This is a genomic window from Psychrobacter sp. JCM 18900 (assembly GCF_904846625.1).
Lineage (GTDB): Bacteria > Pseudomonadota > Gammaproteobacteria > Pseudomonadales > Moraxellaceae > Psychrobacter.
Genome location: NZ_CAJHBL010000003.1, coordinates 282,076 through 301,203, shown reverse-complemented (window position 1 = coordinate 301,203; position 19,128 = coordinate 282,076). Strand labels below are relative to the sequence as shown.

Genomic DNA, 19,128 nt, shown 5'->3' with positions numbered 1-19,128 from the left:
TGACCTTGCTGGTTTTTTAAGCTTTAACTTTTTAGTTAGCTAATAACTTACATGGCTAAACTATGCTTTTGCCATTTCTGCAAATATCTCATCAGCCGCTTTGATCGACGCATCAATGTCTTCATCACTATGTTTGATAGACATAAAGCCTGCTTCATAAGCTGACGGTGCCAAGTAAATACCGCGATCTAGCATACCATGGAAGAAAGTATTGAATACGTCCATATCGCACTCTGTCACGTCATCGAAGTTCTTTGGTGTTTCAATTGCACTGTCTTTGACAAAGAACATGCCAAACATGCCGCCAAGCTTATTAGTACGTAGATGAATACCATGTCTGTCAGCTGATGCTTGGAAACCGTCTACTAGGTGATCAACTTTCGCTGCTAACTCGTCGTAGAAACCCTCTGCCGTTAAGTCTTCAAACATAGCGATACCAGCGCGCATCGCTAGTGGATTGCCTGATAACGTGCCAGCTTGATAGACGCCGCCAAGTGGCGCGATGCAAGACATGACTTCTTTTTTACCACCGAAAGCACCAACGGGTAAGCCAGCACCGATAATTTTACCGAAGCAAGTCAAATCAGGGTCAATACCGAAATGGCCTTGCGCGCCACCAAGACCAACACGGAAGCCAGTCATCACTTCATCAAAAATCAATACTGCGCCATTAGCTGTACATTCTGCGCGCAACGTATCATGAAACTCTTGTGTTGGAATAACCATGTTCATGTTGCCAGCGATAGGCTCTAAGATAACGCAGGCAATCTCTTCACCCCATTTCTCAAAGCAGTCCTTAATCGCTTGCGGATCATTATAAGGAATCGTAATCGTATGCTTAGCAAAGTCTGCTGGCACGCCTTTTGACGTTGGCTCACCAATATCAAGCATGCCAGAGCCTGCTTTTACTAGCAGACTGTCTGAATGTCCATGGTAGCAGCCTTCAAACTTCACGATTTTGTCACGCTGAGTATAACCACGTGCTAGACGAATTGCACTCATGGTTGCTTCGGTACCAGAGCTGGTCATACGAATCATCTCAACGCTCGGCACAATGTCACAAATCTTGTCAGCAACGGTGGTTTCAAACGGCGTTGGTGTACCAAAGCTCAAACCATCATCGGCCGCTTTTTTTACCGCATCGATGACTTTTGGGTGCGCATGACCCAAAATCATTGGGCCCCACGAGCCAACATAGTCAATATAAGCATTGTCTTCGGTATCATAAATTTTGCTACCATTAGCACGGTGCATAAAGATTGGCGTACCACCAACTCCTGCAAAGGCGCGAACCGGTGAGTTAACACCACCTGGGATATGTTTACGTGCTTGTGCAAAGAGCTGTTCGTTTTTAGTACTCATAATTATTCTCTACTTATAGCGACATTTATAACGACAATGTTTTGTAATTAAACGTCTGCTTTATATTTGTTTATTATCGAATCTTTCAAGAAGTTTTTACAATTTAAGCTTTTTTGACCACAGAAGACTTGAGCTTCATTGGTCCGTAGCCATCAAGTTTACAGTCGATATCATGACCGTCAGTAGCATCTGGCAACAGGCGAATACTTTTCGCTTTCGTTCCTACTTTAATCACGATTGAAGAGCCTTTGACTTTTAGGTCTTTAATAACCGTCACCGCATCGCCGTCCTGTAGCTCATTGCCAACAGCATCACGAATAACTGCGTCTTGGTCTTCAGCTTGCGCTGCATCAGTCTCAGCCGCCGTCCATTCATGAGCACACATAGGACATACCAGTAACGCACCATCTTCATACGTATATTCAGCATCACATTTAGGGCAATTTGGTAAGCTCATTATTTCCTCGGCAGCCATCGTACATTAGGTTAATTGTAGAGCTGATATTGTACCGTAACTCACCATCTTTAACCAATTTGTACGCTTGAAAATCAAACGCTATGCCCAATTTAACACTTAACTCATCGCTTACTGATGACGTTTTTTATGACAGGGTTTTTTGTGGTACTCTTCTTAGCCTCATTTAAATTTATATGCACAAACACTGTCAATGATAAAAGCGCCCATATAATTTTTTATCACTTCGATTTACCCTCTATATTAGGGCGTGTCCCTATTTTAAAAATGGCGATAAAAATGAGATAAATCGCAGGTAAACAAGGAAAATAGCGTAGGTAATATCGAGCTATTGGCCAGCTATTTGACGCCGTTTGCTAAAGATATATCCATTTTTAGCCCATTTAGTCATAAACATTTGAATTAGGGACATGCCCTAATAAGTAAGCTCTCATCAGAAGGATAATAACAATGACTCAGTCTTCAAATTTATCAGCCGTACCGCAGTTTTCGCAATTAACTATCCAAGGCGAGGACGCCGAAAAGTTCTTGCAAGGGCAATTGACTTGTGACGTTACCAAACTCGGGCTTAGCTATCAGGCCGCCGCCATCGGTAACCTAAAAGGTCGTATTGAGTTCGGTATCTGGATCAAAAAACAAGCAGAAAAACATTATGATGTGGTCATAAGTAGCGATTGTGCTGAGTCTTTGCAGGCGCATCTTAATAAGTACGGGGCATTTTCTAAATTTGAAACCAGTGCACCAGCAGCGGTTTATCCTTGCGTGCTAGCAAATGAGCCAACTTTTAGCCATAAAGACGACCATAATACTGCTGAGGATACGCGGGCTTGGATGGCATGCAGCTTAGCTACTGGTAATTATTGGATTGTGGCCGCGACTCAAGGTGAGTTTCAACCGCAAGAGCTGCGCCTGCATCAGCGCGGCGGCATGGACTATGATAAAGGCTGCTACTTGGGTCAAGAAGTCATCGCTCGCATCTACTTTAAATCTGCACCCAAAGCATTTTTGCACTATGTACAAGGCACCGGTGCAGTACCAAACGCAGGTGACAAGCTCGATAAAATCCAAGTGGTCAATGCGATGAAAAATGACGATGGCTTTACCGCTTTGGTCGTGGCACGTCCTGAACAATTGGCAGAGAGTGATTTGAGCATATTGGACTTGCCAGCTGCACTACAAGTAGATGTCGCACGCCCGAAATGAAAGCACATCGAATCAGGCAAGCGACGCAGCTAAGTTGACGGTAGTTTAATACAGAGCCCCTGTCATGACTAACATGAGCATAGAGAATCCTATGACACATATTGCGGTACTCGGAGCAGGCGTGGTGGGCGTGACCACCGCATGGTATCTACGTCAGGCAGGCTATGATGTGACCGTGATTGAACGCGAGTCAGCGGCAGGTATGCAAACATCATTTGCCAATGGCGGTCAAATATCTGTCTCACATGCCACGCCTTGGGCCAATCCTGCGACCCCGATGAAAGCGCTCAAATGGTTGTTTAAAGAAGATGCTCCGCTATTGTATCGCTTGCGTGCGGATAAAGCGCAGCTCAAATGGGCCATGCAGTTTCTGCAAGAGTGCCGCGCCGATAGAGCCGATGCCAACCTGGTGCAAATGGTACGCTTAGGATTATATTCTAGAGACACTTTGCAGCAGCTGCGTGCAGATATCGGTATTAATTACGAGCAGCAAACACGCGGTATCATGCATTTTTATACCAATCAGGCAGAGTTTGATGCGGCTATCGAACCAACTGAACGGATGCAAGCACTTGGTTGTGAGCGCCATGTGATTGATATCAATAATGCTGTCAACTTAGAACCAGCGCTTTACCCAATTGCGCATAAGCTCACTGGAGCGACTTATACCAGTCGTGATGAGTCTGGCAATGCGCATCTATTTACCCAACGATTGGCACAGCGCTGTATCGATGCTGGCGTACAGTTTTTATATGATACCGAAATTTTAGCGCTCAATACCGATACCGACTCTGCGCGTCCGCATGTACACAGTATTACCATCCGTCCAAAAGGCGAAAACGCGCAGACCTTCACGGCTGATAGTCATGTGGTCGCGCTTGGCAGCTATAGCGTACCTCTACTAAAACCATTGGGCATCCATGTACCTATTTTTCCGGCAAAGGGATATTCGGCTACCTATACGGTGAATCCACGCGCGCCGCACTTAGCGCCTTTTGTCAGTCTGATTGATGATGAGTTTAAACTAGTCACCTCACGACTGGGTGACAAATTGCGAGTCGCTGGTACCGCGGAGTTTAACGGCTACAACCTAGACTTAAACGCTACGCGCTGTGAAGCCATCACTCGGCGTGTGCAGCAATTATTTCCGAAAGGCATTATCGCAAACTCGGTGCAATATTGGACAGGACTGCGCCCGATGACCCCATCGAACGTACCTTTGATTGGTCGCGCACACTGCGGTCAAGTCAAACATGGTAGTCATAACGCTTCAGCGACTTTTGATAATTTATGGCTCAATACAGGGCATGGCACATTAGGATGGACACACTCTTGCGGCTCTGCAAAAGCCCTTAGTTTATTAATCCAAGGCGAAACCCCTCATGTCGATTTTGATTTTATCGGTATGAGCGTTTAATCAGATCAGTGATATATGCAGATTACAAACAATAAAAGGCGCTCACTTTACGTGAACGCCTTTTTTATACTTTTACAAAGGTATGATTAACTTTATGCTAGTGCGCCTTCCGCTACAGTCTCTGTAGCAGTAGATAAGCCATCTACACCCATATCCAATGCTTCTAATTGCACAGGCACACCATTAACGGCGGCATTACCACTCAACTGATCAATCAACGTCTCATCGGTCAAATCATTAACGCTGACACCTGCATGCGCTTGCGCAATCTTTTGCTTAACCCCTTTACGACCGTGACCAAAGCCATGCGGAATGCTGACCACTCCTGGCATCAGCTCATCCGTCACTTCTGCTGCAATGACCACGCTACCTACTCGAGAAGTTACTCTGACATCTTGACCGTCTACAATGCCATGTTGCGCTGCCGTTTGCGGATGCAACATCAATGTACAGCGAGATTTACCTTTTACCAATCGATGGCTATTGTGCAACCATGAGTTGTTACTACGTACATGACGACGACCGATTAGCAAAATCTCATTACTGTTGTACTGCTGTACCATCTCTTTGACACGGGCCAAATCTGACTGATAAAAATCAACATGAAGATGAATTTGTTTATCAGCGTGTTTGATTGCCTCTGGCAACATACGATGCAACGGACCCAAATCAATACCATGCGGATTTTTGACTAAGGCTTCAAATGTCACCTCTTTATGAGGTCCATACTTTAGACCTTGCTCCAACAAAAACTTGGGACCAAAGGCTTTTGTCGCGGCACGTTCTTTTTGTGTTGCTTCTGGCGCATCTTTGTCTAAGCGATCTGCCAGTCCTAAATAAATCTCCCAGTCATGCTTGGTATCGTCAGTTTTGTCAAACAAAGCAGGCGAATATTTGGCGACATTGTGCACGGCAAAGCCGTTAAAAGTAATGTCATAATGGTCGCGCTCTAATGGTGATACAGGCGGCAAAATAATATTGGCATGGCGACTGGTCTCAGTCACGAAATAATCAAGCGAAACCATAAATTCTAACTGAGATAATGCTTCGTCCAATTTTTCACCATTTGGCGTACTCAGAACCGGGTTGCCAGCGACCGTAACGAATCCCTTTAACTGGCCTTCCCCTTCGACTAACATTTCATCTGCCATTGCAACCACTGGATACTCACCATTAAAATCAGGCAGATTACTTACACGGCTATGACGTTTACCCAAATAGCCTGGGCCAGAACTGTTCACAACATCGACAGCAGGATTTGGGAACATGAGTCCACCCACTTCATCTAAACGACCCGTGACGATATTGATGACCATAGATAGATATTGGCTTAGCAAACCAAACTCTTGTACTGAGATGCCCATACGACCATAACAAACTGAGCTTTCCGCTTCACAAAACTCTTTGACGATACGTTTGATTTCGGCTGCGGTAATACCCGTGATATCTGCCACTGACTCAGGCGTATATTGTTCAGCAAACAAAGCAAGTCGATCGATCTCAGGTGCCAAGGCAGCCACTCTAGTATCGAGCTTGGCATAACCCTGCGTATAGATTTCATTTAGCATAGCCAATAGCAGCAATACGTCCGTCGCTGGACGAATAAAGTGGTGCTCACTAGCGATATCGGCAGTTTCGGTACGTCTTGGATCAACCACTACTACCTTGCCATCGCGCGCTTTAATATCTTTTAGCTTTTGACGCATGTTGGGCGCAGTCATGATACTGCCGTTGGAAGCCAGCGGATTGCCGCCGATGATCAGCATGTATTGCGTGTTATTGACATCAGGAACTGGAATGCGCAGCATGTGACCAAACAGATGCATGCTAATAATATGATGCGGCAGCTGGTCGATAGAGGTGGCAGAAAAACGACTGCGCGTCTTTAAGCTGGTAAGCAGTTGTTTGATGGTCAACATGCCGCCCATGTTATGTACGTTAGGATTACCTAAATAAACGCCTAGTGCATTTTGACCATACTTTTGCTGTATGGATTGAATACCTGCGGCGACTTTATCCAAAGCTTCTGGCCAACTAATAGATTTCCAACCGTCAGCTGTTCTCTCTACTGGCTGACGCAAACGGTCAGGATCTTCATGCAAATCTTGCAAAGCGGTGGCTTTCGGACAAATATAGCCTTGCGAAAAAGGATCGTTTTTATCCCCTTTAATCGACAAGACTTTTTCGCCATCATGTTTTATTTCGACACCGCACATCGCCTCGCACAATGTACAAGTTCTAAAATGCGTTTGCGCTTCGCCTAACGTTGGTACAGCCGTGGTTGTGGCCATAGTTACTCTCCCTGTTGTGTTTTTTGTTCTAGATTTCATGACAATAATTTTTGCTTATTATCATTACTGACTAGTATTGCTTCCGTGCAAAAAATTGGCGAACAGTGCGTCAAAGCTGATACTCAAGGTGGCAATCGCTTGTTGTCTTGAGTAACGCTGCTGATGACAGCCCAATATCAACTCATGTACTTGTGCCGCCGCCATATCAACGCATAGATTGACAGCACTGCGCTCGCAAGAACGATTGGACAACTGCAATCCTTGAATAAATATCTCTGTCCATTCTTCTTGTATTTCGATAATCAGATTGCCCAGTCCATTATTCAATGAAGATTGATTTTCTATACTGTCACTAAACCGTGGGCGATCCTCTAACAAATGCTGAAACAGCGCGATATTCTCAAATGCTGAATCAAAAATCATAATCAAGCATTGTCGACATTGCTGATTAAACTGATCTTTACTCAATACATCATAATCTTTGAGCATATTGACCCATGCCAATCGCATCGGTGATAGATAATTGTCTTTTAGTTGGGCGCTCAGCTCATTTTGTAGCGCCTCTAGGCTCTCAAAATGATTGTAAAAACTGGGCTGTGCAATACCTGCACCTTTGGCAATTTTATTCATGCTCATGCCCTGAGCACCTTCCAAACTATACAACCGCAAGGCACTTTTTAATAACGCACGCCGAGTCTTGGCTTTTGCCAGCTCACGTTTAGATTCTACTGGGACTGTCAAATTTTGCGTTAATACATTCAATGCAGAGGTCTTCCTATTCAATAGATAATTATATCGACACGCCAGTAATTTACCTTAGGTGCTATTGTGCCAAAAAAATGTGATGATAATGGTCAACTGCCGACAGCGAATATCTTAGCTATAAGGTTATAGTCATTTAAACCATATGTCTATAGCCAAACCCATAGTAGAACTCATGCTTCACAAAACAACGATTTCTAGGCCACCATCATGACATCACCTGTATTCTCCCCTTTAGTGCTGCCTTGTGGCGCTACATTACCCAACCGTTTAGCGAAAGCTGCCATGGAAGAAAACATGGCTGATATCGGTCAAGTCCCTGGCCCTACTCTGCTCTGTCTATACAAAAATTGGGCCGAAGGCGGGACAGGTCTGTTAATCACGGGAAACGTGATGGTCGATGGCCGCGCTATGACAGGACCTGGCGGTGTCGTATTAGACAAACACAGTGAGATAGCGCCTTTTAGAGCGTGGGCAAATGCTGCCAAGCAAAACGATACCCATGTTTGGATGCAGCTCAACCATCCTGGCCGTCAAGTATACGCTGCCATGGGTGGCGATGTGCTATCACCTTCTGACGTGGCAATTGACTTGGGCAAGCACTCCCATCTATTTGGCAGACCTCGTGCGATGACGCAGCAAGATATTGAACAATTGATCCAGCGGTTTGCCGATAGTGCACTAAAAGCAGAACAGGCTGGCTTCGATGGTGTGCAAATTCATGCAGCCCACGGCTATCTAATTTCTCAATTCTTATCACCGCTTACTAATAAACGTAAAGATGAATACGGCGGTTCGATTGAGAATCGTATGCGACTGTTAATCGAAGTAATCAAAGCCGTTCGTGCTCAAGTTGCGCCTACCTTTGCAGTCGCTGTTAAGATGAACTCGGCCGATTTCCAGCGCGGAGGATTTGATGCAGATGATGCCAAAGTGGTTATTTCAGCGATGAATGAATTGGCCGTAGATTTGGTTGAACTATCAGGTGGTAGCTACGAAAGTCCAGCCATGCAAGGCAGCACAGCAGATGGTCGTACGTTGCAACGAGAAGCTTACTTTTTAGACTTCGCAAAGGAGATTGCTCAAGTCGCTACCATGCCTATCATGACGACAGGTGGCGTTAGGCGATTGGCTGTCGCAGAAGAGGTACTGGCGCAAGGGATTGAAGTGGTTGGTATGGGAACCGCATTAGCCATGAACCCTGCTCTACCGAATGGCTGGAAAAATGATAGTACGCTTAGTGCTCATAATCCTGTGGTACGCTGGAAAGATAAAACCCTAAGTGCAGTTGCTACAATGGCGGTCATCAAGCGACAATTACAACGCATGGGACAAGGGAAGTCGCCCAAACCAAATGCCTCACCAATTTTCTCATTGATTTCTGATCGTATACGAATAAAAAAACTCACCAAACGCTATCATCAGTATTTGAATAAATATTCGACGAAATAACTTTCAATCAATTTCAAAGACAATAAAAAAGCAGCTACTCTATTTTTGAGTAGCTGCTTTTTTATCTACATAAGTATTTTTGAATAATAATATATTTTCTTAATATTTATATAAACAACAAGTTCATAGAAGAAATTATTATCACGCACAATAGACGCAATTTACGTGGCACTACTACAGTGGTCCTGTAGATAACACTTAGTAAACGCCCACTATAATTAAGTAACACTATAAACATAGCATATACAGACAGCTGAATTGAAAAGTCCTATATTTAATCTCACAAGATATTTGGAACCAATCATTTATCCTTGTGCAATACAATTAGAATAAAAATTAAATAGTATTATCAGTAATCGATATTATGAAATAAGAATCAAAATAGTGATTAAGAAATAAATCAAACACAATAAGTTCAATAAAAGGAAGAATATAATGAACGAACATACTCTAAAAGGCGAATGGAACCAAATGAAAGGTTCAGTTAAACAGAAATGGGCCGAGCTAACAGACGACGATCTTACCCATATCGAAGGTAGCCGTGACAAGCTAGTAGGTCGTGTACAAGAGCGCTATGGTCATGCCAAAGAAGACGCAGAGCGTGAAGTAGATGACTGGCGTGTAGAAAATAAATATTAATATATTTAGTTCATAACTACTGTACTGAATAAACTAAAAAACCGTATAGAGATATATGCGGTTTTTTTATATCAGATTTATACTGTACAGATAAGCTGTTGGAGAAATAAATTACCATTCTCCAGACACAATAAAACCGCATAGCAATCAATTGTTATGCGGTTTTATTGTTAACTATCCATGTTACCTATCACGACTGCGTTTCATGCATCCTTGCACAAATATTCAGTATATTGTGATACTGGGCATCCTGCCCTTTTTACTACACTACAGCTTCAGTATTACTTGCTGCTATCAGCAAAGGGACTGTGTCCTTACTTCAATCGCTATTGTCATCCTGACGCTAGTTATCGAATCATTATCCTTAATGCGGTCAACTCAATCCTTGAGTCACATTCCCTAATGCCGTGTGACTATAATGCCTAACTCTCACTCGTATGTTAAGTCGCGTAAACGTCATTGCGTGTAAGCATATGCTTACAACAATATATTTTATTTGCCACAATTATTACAACTTATTAACGCAAATGACACCTAGCGCAAAGTTTTGTACTCTATTATAGATAATGTAAGGAAATATTTCGAACAATGAATTACTAGAGATGCTTATTAATTACGAACTAATTCAACGCACCAAAATACCTTCAAAATCTTATAGTTACAGCAGTTATAGATATTTATAATCTAAACTGCCTACTTAATGCCATCATAGGATACTGCCCCATGAAAACGATAAAACCATTCTCTATTAAGGCCACTTTGTCTACTGGTCTTGTCGTTGCATTATTGGGTACGACAGTGGGTTGTACAGTTGTAGGCTCAGGATATGACAATCAGCCTGTCTATCGTGGTGGTGATAATAGCCAGAACAATAACTTTCATCGTGTAAGTCAGCAGCTTCGACAAGACTTGCGTCGCAAAGGCTATCAGGTTATAGATATCAGAGCTGATAGTTACCGTGGTGATCGAGCTCTTACGGCTTATGCTAAAAAGAACAACCAAGCCTACGAGCTAAAATATACTTACCCTGCCCTAAGACTCATCAGCTCAAGCAAAAAAGCATGGCCAAATAACTGGGATAATAATAAGTCGCAAAAGAATAATGACCGCTATAAAGAAAACAAGCATCAAGATAATTATCAAAATGGTCAGCGCTATAAAAAAGGCGATGTCGAAGACACTATTAAAAGAGAAGCACGTTACCCAACTATTAAACGCCGTGCTGTCAATAAAGTAAGAGCGATGGGCTACCGTGTTGAAGATATCGATCTTGAGGAAAAAAATAAGCGCGGTGTCTTTGAGATTGAGGCCAAACGAGGTTCACAGAAGTACGAAATATTATTAAGTTATCCAAACTTAGATGTGATCAAAGTCAGAAAAGATTGATTGCCTTCAGCATTTTAGCTAATTACCTCGGTACGTTTAACTTTTACCCATATTGAGCAACGATATATTACTAGGAAATCATTATGAAAACTCTATCATCTTCAACATTAAAAACGGTAGCGACTGGCAGCATAGTCGCAGCTTTATTGGCAGTGACCACAGGCTGTGTGACTGCGCCGAATGGCTACAATGGCTATGACGACCTTTACGAGCATACTCATAAGGACAATAAAAGCCATAAAAAACACAAAGACAAAAAGAACGATAAAAACAGCTATGTCTCCGTTGTCGAGCAACGAGCTGCTAGTAAAGTCCGTAGCATGGGATACCGTGTCAAAGACGTCAAATATAAAAACGGTGATCGTAAGATTAAGATAAAGGCTGAACGTGGACGCGACGATTATAAAATTGAGCTAGGTTATCCAAGCTACAACGTGATTAAACTTAAAAAAGATTAATCAGTTGTTAGGGTCTGATATTCGCTGTTACTACTCAGTTGGAACTTTAAAAACTTTATAACCAAATAAGTCATCGAATGGCTTATTTGGTTTTTTTATGAGAACTCTTACAGTCAATCATCTGATACTTTTCTATATAAAACTAAAAATCTAAAACTTTTATCACATCATAAGCTGGTGTTTCATATGGATGTGCCTTTTTTAATGCTGCAATGGTAGCATCGATAAAGGCTTCATCCACCACCATTTCTACTCGCCACTCGTCGACCGTTTCTAAACTATCCTGTGTGCCAATGTGCGGCTCACTGCCTGATAGTGGCATAAACTGACCAGCTCCTCGTACCTGCCAACAGCATTGCTCATAGTTTCCAATTTTCCCAGCGCCAGCAGCAAACAGAGCAGACTTCACTTGGTCTAACGCTGCATCAGGAATAAAAACGGTCAACTTATACATAGGCTTACCTCATAGAATGGTTTTGAATCTCAATCTGCTAGTTCTTAGATAAAGAAGAATGGTCAGTCCATATATAACGTAGTAGCCAGTCTTTGGCATCACCTGCATAATCAATACCGATACGTGGACGCACTGACACGGGTGGTTGGCAGCCATCATTTTCTATCCAAACGTCTGATGTCGGCGAAATAGGCTTGCCATATAAATCGCGATCAATTTGCAAGCGTTTGGTCAATTTACCAGGGCCTGCGAACTGCTTAGGATGTGTAAATTGCTTATCCGGACTGAGTTGTTGCTCTTCAATCAGACGGTCACTGTCATCAATCAAAAACCCAGCGCGTATCAATACCGATTCAGGCGACTCTACAGAGCCGCTAATCAAATTTAGCATATGATGCACGCCATAGGTCAGATAGACATAGAACACACCGCCTTGCTCATACATAATCTCTGTACGCGCCGTTCGAGTACCTGCATGTGAATGGCAGGCGGGATCATCTTGACCAATATAGGCTTCAGTCTCTGAGATACGCATACGTAGCGTTTTTTGCTGTCCATCACTATCGGTTAGCTGTCGACATAAGACTTTACCAATCAGATCAGCAGCGACCACACAGGTGGGACGAGTGAACCAGTCAGGCTCCAAAACAGTCGATGAGGCAATAGACATTAGCAAAACCTTTTCTTATTTTTATGGTCTAATTGATATGAGTAAGTACTAACAAATTAGCATAAAAGTAAGATAAGGTATCGAGGACAGTGTTGGCGCTATGTTTGATTTTTTATACGAGCTAAACAGCCTGTGGCTAAAGAATGATACTGGTTGATAAATAGATAGGAATTACAGTCTGTTATAAGTGGTTCCATTATAGTGGTCTATTTTAAGTAGTCTGTTAATAGGTTTGGAGGGTAAAATAACTGGTTCTATTGGGGTATATCCAAATCAAGGCTAAAATCTATTTAGAATGCTTTAGAATTTAAACGCTCAAGATAGGCTTTACGACAAGGGCTAAAATCTGTCCAAGATACATGTACGAATAAATATTGAACTGTACCTTTATTTAATACAATTTCATCATCATTTTCTTTATTAATAATAAGACTATACTGATCATAGCAATATTCTTGACTATTAGAGTCTTCTGTAAGCATCTCTTTCCAAATTTTTTGGCTAGTAATATTTTGCATTAATCGATTAACAGTTGTTCGGGTCGGGTTTTCATAAACTTTGACTGCGGCCCTAACCATATATTTTGATCTCTTAGTATTTCGATCTGCGAGAGGAAGCCCTTTAGTTACATCATCTAATAATGAGGCAACTTCTTGCATTGACGGTCTATCTTCTCTGGATGGCGTTTCACCCCCGAACCCTATATAGCCGTCTGTGTAAAAAGTCCACCAAATTAGTGAAAGAAATGATATTACCATTATAATAAAAACAGTTTTTATAATAGAAACGATATTTTTCATTGTTTTATGCCAGTTCGATGCCTGTATAGCGCACCGATCACTAGTAGAATATGTATGGTAAGTACACCATGAAGTACCCTGTGAGTATTTCAGCGAGTTAAAATATTGATATTAGTAGCCTACAGCCAAAGATTCAAATCCTCACTAGGGTACCAACATTAATGTAATGCCATAAAAAAACTGAGCATATGGCTCAGTTTTTATTTTATGCTAAGTATCAGATGCTTATTTTAATGGCACACCAATACGGTCAGCCACTTCTTCATAAGCTTCAATCACATCACCTAGTGACTGACGGAAACGGTCTTTATCAAGTTTCTTCTTGGTGTTCTTGTCCCAAATACGGCAGCCATCTGGTGAGAACTCATCACCTAATACGATACGGTCATGGAATACGCCAAACTCTAGTTTGAAATCAACTAGGATTAAATCACCCGCATCAAACAATGCCTTTAATACATCATTGACTTGATAGGTTAGCTCTTCCATTTTAGCCAGTTGCTCTTTGGTCGCCCAACCAAGAGATACAGAAAGTGATTCGTTAACCATCGGATCACCTAGCGCATCATCTTTATAAAAAAGCTCATAAGTTGGCGGCGTCAATGCCTGACCTTCTTCTAAGCCTAAACGACGTACCAAACTACCAGCTGCAAAGTTACGCACCACGCACTCTACAGGAATCATGTCCAAGCGTTTAACCAACACTTCGTCATCAGACAATTGCTTCTCGAAATGTGTTTCGATACCAGCATCAGACAATTTTTGCATGATAAAAGCATTAAAGCGGTTATTAACCACACCTTTACGTGCTAATTGTTCGATACGCTTACCATCAAGCGCTGAGGTATCATCACGGAAGTGCAAAATCAGAAGATCATTGTCCTCTGTTTCATAGACAGATTTGGCTTTACCTTTATACAGCAGTTGTTGCTTTTGCATTATGGGGGTTCCTGTTCGTTCAAGCTTATGTGGTAAAAACGCGCAGCTACCGCTGACTGATGTAAGATACATGGTTTGCGGCTATAATAAAAAACGCAAAAGTCAGCGATATAGATAAGGGAATAAGTTTAGTTCGAAGTGTTGCTAACAGCACGCTGAGGCTTTGGTAGCTGATACTGATTGCCTGACTCATTTTGTAGTTGGAGTGTGTTTGCCCCAGCATTAGGTGTTGAATACAAAGGTACAAAGGGTGCCGTTTCTTGTGCGGCAGGTAGCTCTATCGGTGCAAGCTTTTTGCTTTGTTGATAATCTAAGCTACCGTTGTCACGTTTACCAAGCAAGTTTTTAGTTGCTTGACAGCCGCTCAATACCAAAGTGCTACCCAAAACCAAGGTCAGCATTGCTGGAAATAATTTTGTCGTTGATGATGTTGTCTTTGATGTTACTGTCATCATGTTGTCTCTCTGAGTTAGCAGTTATTGCTCATGTAGGCGATTGACTTATCGTGATAAGTTGGCATGCTGCTAGCTCGAATGGCACTCATCTAATGTGCAGCAAGTCTTAAATCGCCGAATATCAATTGGCTAAATATCAATTTATAGTATGTTTGCTCGAACCAATGCTTCATCAATAGTTGCATGATGCTGCTCTGCGAGCCAAACCAATGGCAGACGGATACCTTTATCGATAATGCCCATTTTGTGCAATGCATACTTCGCTGGGATAGGGCTTGATTCGATAAATAGGTCGCGGTGCAAATGCTTGACCACGTCATGGATTTTACCAGCCGCCTCGAAGTCACCACGCAAACCCGCAGAAAAAGTCTCGCTCATGGCTTTTGGCGCCACGTTAGCAGTGACTGAGATATTACCTTTGCCGCCTACTTTCATTAGATCAAGTGCAGTGCCGTCATCACCAGATAGCACAACCATTCTGTCACCAACAGCTTTGATCAATTGCTCACCGCGACCGACAGATCCTGTCGCATCTTTGATAGCAACGATATTATCGATGTCACACAAACGCTCGACCGTGTCTTGAGCAATATCAACCACTGTACGGCCAGGCACGTTATACAACATTTGCGGTATATTTACGGCTTTGGCAATGGCTTGATAATGCTGAAACAAGCCTTCTTGTGGCGGCTTATTGTAGTAAGGAGCGACTAGCAACGCACAGTCTGCACCTGCATCGGCAGCATCCTGAGTCAGCTTGATGGCTTCCATCGTGTTGTTGGCACCAGTACCCGCGATGACCGGTACACGACCTTTGACATGCTGGACAAAATAGCGAATGACATCGCTATGCTCTTGCATAGATAGGGTCGCTGATTCGCCAGTAGTACCAACAGCCACAAGGCAGTGTGTGCCTTGCTCGATCTGCCAATCTATGAGATCTGCGAGACGTTTATAATCGACCTTACCGTCAGGGTGCATGGGCGTTACCAAGGCTACCATTGAGCCTTGTAGTCGGGTTTTGATCTCGTCGTATGCTGTGCTCATAACCGTGCCTTACTGTATTATCCTAGCTTTTATTAAAGCTGTCACATGATAGGTCGTTTGCAAGTGGCCATTGCTTTATATGCGTTGATAAACGCTGATGGCTTAACTTACTTGATGTTAATGCTGCGTCTCTAATTACTATAATAGCGTTTGTACCATAGATTATTATATCTACGATATCAGTATCGTGATGGCCATCTACTAAGAGTAAAGGCCTGCTTACTAACCAACAGAAATATAATAATAAGAGTGCTCGTTAGTGTAGCATATTTTGATTTGACCGCTATCAATCAATTGGCAGTCAGCACATAATTTTAGTACCAAAAAACGGGAATTATTTTTTGCTTAAATATATAAAGCTTGGCCTAAAACCTTGTAGATAAATAGTTACATCATTAAAGGAGCAGTTTAGCGTAAGCAATGTGCGCTGATAAGTCTCTTATGTAATATTAACGAATCGTCAACACATCGATAGTAGGTCGATAGAATCGAAAAGGCAACCCTCTCGTACCGATGCCACTACTGACAAATATCTGTGCACTTGCATGTTGATATAGGCCGCGCTGCTTAGCCATACGACTGTTATATAGCAATGTTGATTGCTCACTACTGCGTCGAATATCGTTCTGTTTTTGAGCAAGCAGGATATTTTTTTGAATAGCCTTTGCAGCGCCTGTTATCAACAAAGGGCGTGGTTGTAAAGATTTTGGCAGATCACTGATACTATCAAATCGTGATGCCAAGATAATCACTGGGCTGGTGGCATTGGCTATCTCCGATCCAAGCATTGCTTTATCAGTCGCCTCTGACGTTTCAATATCTGTAGATTGCTTAGGTACATCTTGCCAGCCGCAAAGCACCGCTACTAATGGATTTATATTTGAATTTTCTTGATCAACACTGTCTTGATTATTAGTTTGATTAGTAGACTGATTGACGACTGACTGCTTATTTGTTGCTCTTGCACACTTGAGTGGCAATGACGTACATTGCTGACCGATATAGTTAATATCGAGTACATCAAAAGTACTGGCCAATGTATCTTCTAATAGTGGCTGACCTTGTTTGGTCGTATTCATAGATTGATAACGCAAGTCCGATGTACTCATGACTGTATAAACAGGTTTATTCACCCCTTTAAACAGCATTAACTGACCCACTAAATCTGCACTTGGATAGTATAGCCAGTCGCCAGTAATCAGCACGGCATCTGCTGATAAGGCATTAATAGTAGAGACCAGCTTGCGAATATGACGCGGCTTACCACCGTATATTCCTATGCGCAAATCTGCCAATACGGCGACTTTGAGCGGTGTAGACAAATCTAAGTCAATAGAATGATGCTCTAATCGCAAGCGGTTAGGTTGTACAATGACAGTATAAAAGTATAAGCCCATCATCAATATTGCCATCAGTACGGCAAATAGTGATAGCTGCGCTAACATCGGCATCAGGTCCTGTGACCAAACCATGATAAGCAATATCGCCCAAATAGGCATCGTATAAGCGGCATAATATAATGCGAGCTTCACCCAAATACGCATAAAGCGCTTAGTAGGATTGGCATTAAACGTTTGTAGCCCTGACCACAGTGCAATGTACGCTAGCAATGCTGCTGACGTCGTTGTAATAAGCGTATGTAGAGCGGGGTCAGTCATAATTACCTAGCGGTTGCATAGTGGTACGAGCCTACTAAGCGACTCGGCTCACCTTAGAGCCTATTGATTGCTCAATAACTCATTTGACGAATGGATTGCTGTTGAGGTCTTACTCTTAGCTGTTTGATAAAAAGCCAAACATTATAGAGGTCGACCTCCATGATAGACAAGCACAATTATTGACGTGCGCGCTGCCTTTATACTCTGCACCGTAATCTGAGTTACATTATGAGTCAAATTAACAGCCACGATTTAATCATGACACCTACTCAATACGCAGACCAATAATAGCAGGAATGCCTTGGCGTATAACTTCTATAGTGACCACGCCTTTTTTAGGAAGAGATGAGATAGCACCTGAAAAGTCTGCCACTGTTTCAATCGGCTTTTGATGAAAGTTAGTGATGACATCACCTGCCAGAATACCTGAGCGCGCGGCCAATCCAGTAGGATCGACAGTGGTAACCAATATACCGGTTTTATTATCGACAGCAATTTCTGCTTGTTCATCTGCCGTCAAATCGCGTAAACGTAGGCCCAACTGTACATCATCATTTTGCTCATCACCGCTCTGTGCTCTTACATCATTAGGCGCATAAGCGAGCTTGCCGTTAATCACCATCTGCTTACCGTTACGCTGAATCCGTGCACGGAAGGGGTCGCTTGGACGCGCTCGATTGAGCAAGTTCAGCAAATCTGATGCCTCCATGATTTGTACGTCATTGTATTGCAAAATGATGTCACCAGGTTTTAGGCCTGATTTTTGTGCTGGTGAATCTGGTGATACACGAGTCAGTAAGGCACCTTGAGGGCGCTCTAAATTGTAAGCCTCGGCCAGATTACGATCGATATCTTGTGGATAAATTCCTAGATAAGCACGCGCCACTTCACCGTCATTTTTTAGCTGCTCATAAATATCCATGGCAGCGTCAATAGGGATCGAGAATGACAGACCCATATAACCGCCAGTACCACTAAAAATACGCGAATTGATACCAATCACTTCACCGCGCTGATTAAACAGTGGTCCGCCAGAATTACCAGGGTTTAATGCCACATCCGTTTGGATAAATGGCACACTGGTCTCACGCGAGAAGCTACGCGACTTGGCACTGACAATACCAGCAGAGGCTGAGTAGTCAAAACCAAATGGCGAACCGATTGCTAATACTGGCTCCCCTACTTTTAGACCACTTGAGTCGCCGATAGGCAGGGCTGGAAATTGGTTGCCCTCAACTTTTAGCACCGCCACATCTGAGCGCTCGTCACTACCGACCAAGGTTGCATCAAGCTCGGTTCTGTCATTGAGCGTCACAGTGATTTTGTCCGCACCTGCGATGACATGATGATTGGTTAGCATGTATCCATTGGAGGTAATAAAAAAGGCCGTACCATAAGCATGTTCAATCGCTGGCGTCGCAACTCGATCAGGAATACGTAGACGATCACCAAAGAACTGACGCAATACTTCAGCAGTCTGAGCCTTAGCGAGCTCGGCTTCACTAATCGTTTTGGTGACATTGACGCGTGCCACTGCTGGCGTGACTTGTTGCACCAAACCAGAGAAATCAGCCGTAGTGACTGCAGCCTGAGCACTGTTTATCGTCGTGACATTGATACTAGCAAACATAGCGGTACTAACAGCGAGTGCCAGCGCACT

18 protein-coding genes are annotated in these 19,128 nt (G+C 42.9%); 6 read left to right on the top strand and 12 right to left on the bottom strand.

The genetic code is table 11. From position 1 onward, the window contains the following. Window positions 1-60: 60 nt before the first annotated feature. Together hemL and JMX96_RS06865 are read right to left on the bottom strand one after the other, a co-directional pair. Window positions 61-1,362: a glutamate-1-semialdehyde 2,1-aminomutase gene (hemL, locus tag JMX96_RS06870; protein ID WP_201568218.1), complete on the bottom strand. Its 1,302-nt coding sequence runs from the start codon at window positions 1,360-1,362 to the stop codon at window positions 61-63. A 103-nt stretch (window positions 1,363-1,465) separates the two neighbouring features. Beyond that, entirely contained in the window at window positions 1,466-1,819 is a 354-nt protein-coding gene (locus JMX96_RS06865; protein ID WP_057758016.1) for a zinc ribbon domain-containing protein YjdM, read from the bottom strand. A 468-nt stretch (window positions 1,820-2,287) separates the two neighbouring features. Between JMX96_RS06865 and JMX96_RS06860 the strand changes: the two genes are divergently transcribed. Together JMX96_RS06860 and JMX96_RS06855 are read left to right on the top strand one after the other, a co-directional pair. After that, window positions 2,288-3,040, top strand: a complete 753-nt coding sequence (locus JMX96_RS06860) for a YgfZ/GcvT domain-containing protein (protein WP_201568217.1) — start codon at window positions 2,288-2,290, stop codon at window positions 3,038-3,040. 91 nt (window positions 3,041-3,131) lie between these two features. Then, window positions 3,132-4,457: a D-amino acid dehydrogenase gene (locus JMX96_RS06855; protein WP_201568216.1), complete on the top strand. Its 1,326-nt coding sequence runs from the start codon at window positions 3,132-3,134 to the stop codon at window positions 4,455-4,457. 92 nt (window positions 4,458-4,549) lie between these two features. Here JMX96_RS06855 and JMX96_RS06850 read toward each other — a convergent pair whose 3' ends face one another. Both JMX96_RS06850 and JMX96_RS06845 read right to left on the bottom strand, forming a co-directional pair. Next, window positions 4,550-6,748, bottom strand: a complete 2,199-nt coding sequence (locus JMX96_RS06850) for a molybdopterin oxidoreductase family protein (RefSeq protein WP_201568215.1) — start codon at window positions 6,746-6,748, stop codon at window positions 4,550-4,552. A 63-nt stretch (window positions 6,749-6,811) separates the two neighbouring features. Continuing rightward, window positions 6,812-7,510: a TetR/AcrR family transcriptional regulator gene (locus tag JMX96_RS06845; RefSeq protein ID WP_201568214.1), complete on the bottom strand. Its 699-nt coding sequence runs from the start codon at window positions 7,508-7,510 to the stop codon at window positions 6,812-6,814. 210 nt (window positions 7,511-7,720) lie between these two features. Here JMX96_RS06845 and JMX96_RS06840 point away from each other — a divergent pair, with 210 nt between their 5' ends. The 4 genes from JMX96_RS06840 to JMX96_RS06825 all read left to right on the top strand — a co-directional run bounded on the left by JMX96_RS06840 (window position 7,721) and on the right by JMX96_RS06825 (window position 11,445). Further along, complete coding sequence (locus JMX96_RS06840; protein WP_201568213.1) at window positions 7,721-8,962, top strand: NADH:flavin oxidoreductase/NADH oxidase family protein; 1,242 nt, start codon at window positions 7,721-7,723, stop codon at window positions 8,960-8,962. Between the two features lie 435 nt (window positions 8,963-9,397). After that, window positions 9,398-9,601: a CsbD family protein gene (locus JMX96_RS06835; RefSeq protein ID WP_057758006.1), complete on the top strand. Its 204-nt coding sequence runs from the start codon at window positions 9,398-9,400 to the stop codon at window positions 9,599-9,601. Window positions 9,602-10,324: 723 nt separating this feature from the next. Next, a complete protein-coding gene (locus JMX96_RS06830) occupies window positions 10,325-10,987 on the top strand; it encodes a hypothetical protein (protein WP_201568212.1) in 663 nt (220 codons plus the stop codon). Between the two features lie 83 nt (window positions 10,988-11,070). Further along, complete coding sequence (locus tag JMX96_RS06825; protein WP_201568211.1) at window positions 11,071-11,445, top strand: hypothetical protein; 375 nt, start codon at window positions 11,071-11,073, stop codon at window positions 11,443-11,445. A gap of 142 nt (window positions 11,446-11,587) precedes the next feature. On the opposite strand, the gene JMX96_RS06820 is transcribed toward JMX96_RS06825, so the two are convergent. From JMX96_RS06820 to JMX96_RS06785, 8 genes are all read right to left on the bottom strand, one after another. Then, the gene (locus tag JMX96_RS06820; RefSeq protein ID WP_201568210.1) at window positions 11,588-11,899 is read right to left on the bottom strand and encodes an NGG1p interacting factor NIF3; all 312 of its coding nucleotides are present in this window, start codon (window positions 11,897-11,899) and stop codon (window positions 11,588-11,590) included. A gap of 37 nt (window positions 11,900-11,936) precedes the next feature. Then, window positions 11,937-12,569, bottom strand: a complete 633-nt coding sequence (locus JMX96_RS06815; protein ID WP_201568209.1) for a DNA-3-methyladenine glycosylase — start codon at window positions 12,567-12,569, stop codon at window positions 11,937-11,939. Window positions 12,570-12,859: 290 nt separating this feature from the next. Beyond that, window positions 12,860-13,369 (bottom strand): hypothetical protein, encoded by a 510-nt coding sequence (locus tag JMX96_RS06810; protein ID WP_201568208.1) that lies wholly within the window; start codon window positions 13,367-13,369, stop codon window positions 12,860-12,862. A 225-nt stretch (window positions 13,370-13,594) separates the two neighbouring features. After that, window positions 13,595-14,308, bottom strand: coding sequence for a phosphoribosylaminoimidazolesuccinocarboxamide synthase (purC, locus tag JMX96_RS06805; RefSeq protein WP_057757995.1), 714 nt, complete (start codon window positions 14,306-14,308; stop codon window positions 13,595-13,597). Between the two features lie 128 nt (window positions 14,309-14,436). Beyond that, window positions 14,437-14,763, bottom strand: a complete 327-nt coding sequence (locus JMX96_RS06800; protein ID WP_370587156.1) for a hypothetical protein — start codon at window positions 14,761-14,763, stop codon at window positions 14,437-14,439. Between the two features lie 141 nt (window positions 14,764-14,904). Next, window positions 14,905-15,810, bottom strand: a complete 906-nt coding sequence (gene dapA, locus JMX96_RS06795; protein ID WP_201568207.1) for a 4-hydroxy-tetrahydrodipicolinate synthase — start codon at window positions 15,808-15,810, stop codon at window positions 14,905-14,907. A gap of 449 nt (window positions 15,811-16,259) precedes the next feature. Next, window positions 16,260-17,468 carry a hypothetical protein gene (locus tag JMX96_RS06790; RefSeq protein WP_201568206.1) on the bottom strand — a complete coding sequence of 403 codons (1,209 nt, stop codon included), beginning with the start codon at window positions 17,466-17,468 and terminating at the stop codon, window positions 16,260-16,262. Between the two features lie 265 nt (window positions 17,469-17,733). Next, window positions 17,734-19,098, bottom strand: a complete 1,365-nt coding sequence (locus tag JMX96_RS06785; protein ID WP_413786739.1) for a Do family serine endopeptidase — start codon at window positions 19,096-19,098, stop codon at window positions 17,734-17,736. Between the last annotated feature and the right edge of the window lie 30 nt (window positions 19,099-19,128).

Excerpts from the sequence above, each read along its gene's own strand:
- hemL (WP_201568218.1), bottom strand. The coding sequence starts at position 1,362 with ATGAGTACTAAAAACGAACAGCTCTTTGCACAAGCACGTAAACATATC.
- JMX96_RS06865 (WP_057758016.1), bottom strand. The coding sequence starts at position 1,819 with ATGAGCTTACCAAATTGCCCTAAATGTGATGCTGAATATACGTATGAA.
- JMX96_RS06860 (WP_201568217.1), top strand. The coding sequence starts at position 2,288 with ATGACTCAGTCTTCAAATTTATCAGCCGTACCGCAGTTTTCGCAATTA.
- JMX96_RS06855 (WP_201568216.1), top strand. The coding sequence starts at position 3,132 with ATGACACATATTGCGGTACTCGGAGCAGGCGTGGTGGGCGTGACCACC.
- JMX96_RS06850 (WP_201568215.1), bottom strand. The coding sequence starts at position 6,748 with ATGGCCACAACCACGGCTGTACCAACGTTAGGCGAAGCGCAAACGCAT.
- JMX96_RS06840 (WP_201568213.1), top strand. The coding sequence starts at position 7,721 with ATGACATCACCTGTATTCTCCCCTTTAGTGCTGCCTTGTGGCGCTACA.
- JMX96_RS06835 (WP_057758006.1), top strand. The coding sequence starts at position 9,398 with ATGAACGAACATACTCTAAAAGGCGAATGGAACCAAATGAAAGGTTCA.
- JMX96_RS06830 (WP_201568212.1), top strand. The coding sequence starts at position 10,325 with ATGAAAACGATAAAACCATTCTCTATTAAGGCCACTTTGTCTACTGGT.
- JMX96_RS06825 (WP_201568211.1), top strand. The coding sequence starts at position 11,071 with ATGAAAACTCTATCATCTTCAACATTAAAAACGGTAGCGACTGGCAGC.
- JMX96_RS06820 (WP_201568210.1), bottom strand. The coding sequence starts at position 11,899 with ATGTATAAGTTGACCGTTTTTATTCCTGATGCAGCGTTAGACCAAGTG.
- JMX96_RS06815 (WP_201568209.1), bottom strand. The coding sequence starts at position 12,569 with ATGTCTATTGCCTCATCGACTGTTTTGGAGCCTGACTGGTTCACTCGT.
- JMX96_RS06810 (WP_201568208.1), bottom strand. The coding sequence starts at position 13,369 with ATGAAAAATATCGTTTCTATTATAAAAACTGTTTTTATTATAATGGTA.
- purC (WP_057757995.1), bottom strand. The coding sequence starts at position 14,308 with ATGCAAAAGCAACAACTGCTGTATAAAGGTAAAGCCAAATCTGTCTAT.
- JMX96_RS06800 (WP_370587156.1), bottom strand. The coding sequence starts at position 14,763 with ATGATGACAGTAACATCAAAGACAACATCATCAACGACAAAATTATTT.
- dapA (WP_201568207.1), bottom strand. The coding sequence starts at position 15,810 with ATGAGCACAGCATACGACGAGATCAAAACCCGACTACAAGGCTCAATG.
- JMX96_RS06790 (WP_201568206.1), bottom strand. The coding sequence starts at position 17,468 with ATGACTGACCCCGCTCTACATACGCTTATTACAACGACGTCAGCAGCA.
- JMX96_RS06785 (WP_413786739.1), bottom strand. The coding sequence starts at position 19,098 with ATGTTTGCTAGTATCAATGTCACGACGATAAACAGTGCTCAGGCTGCA.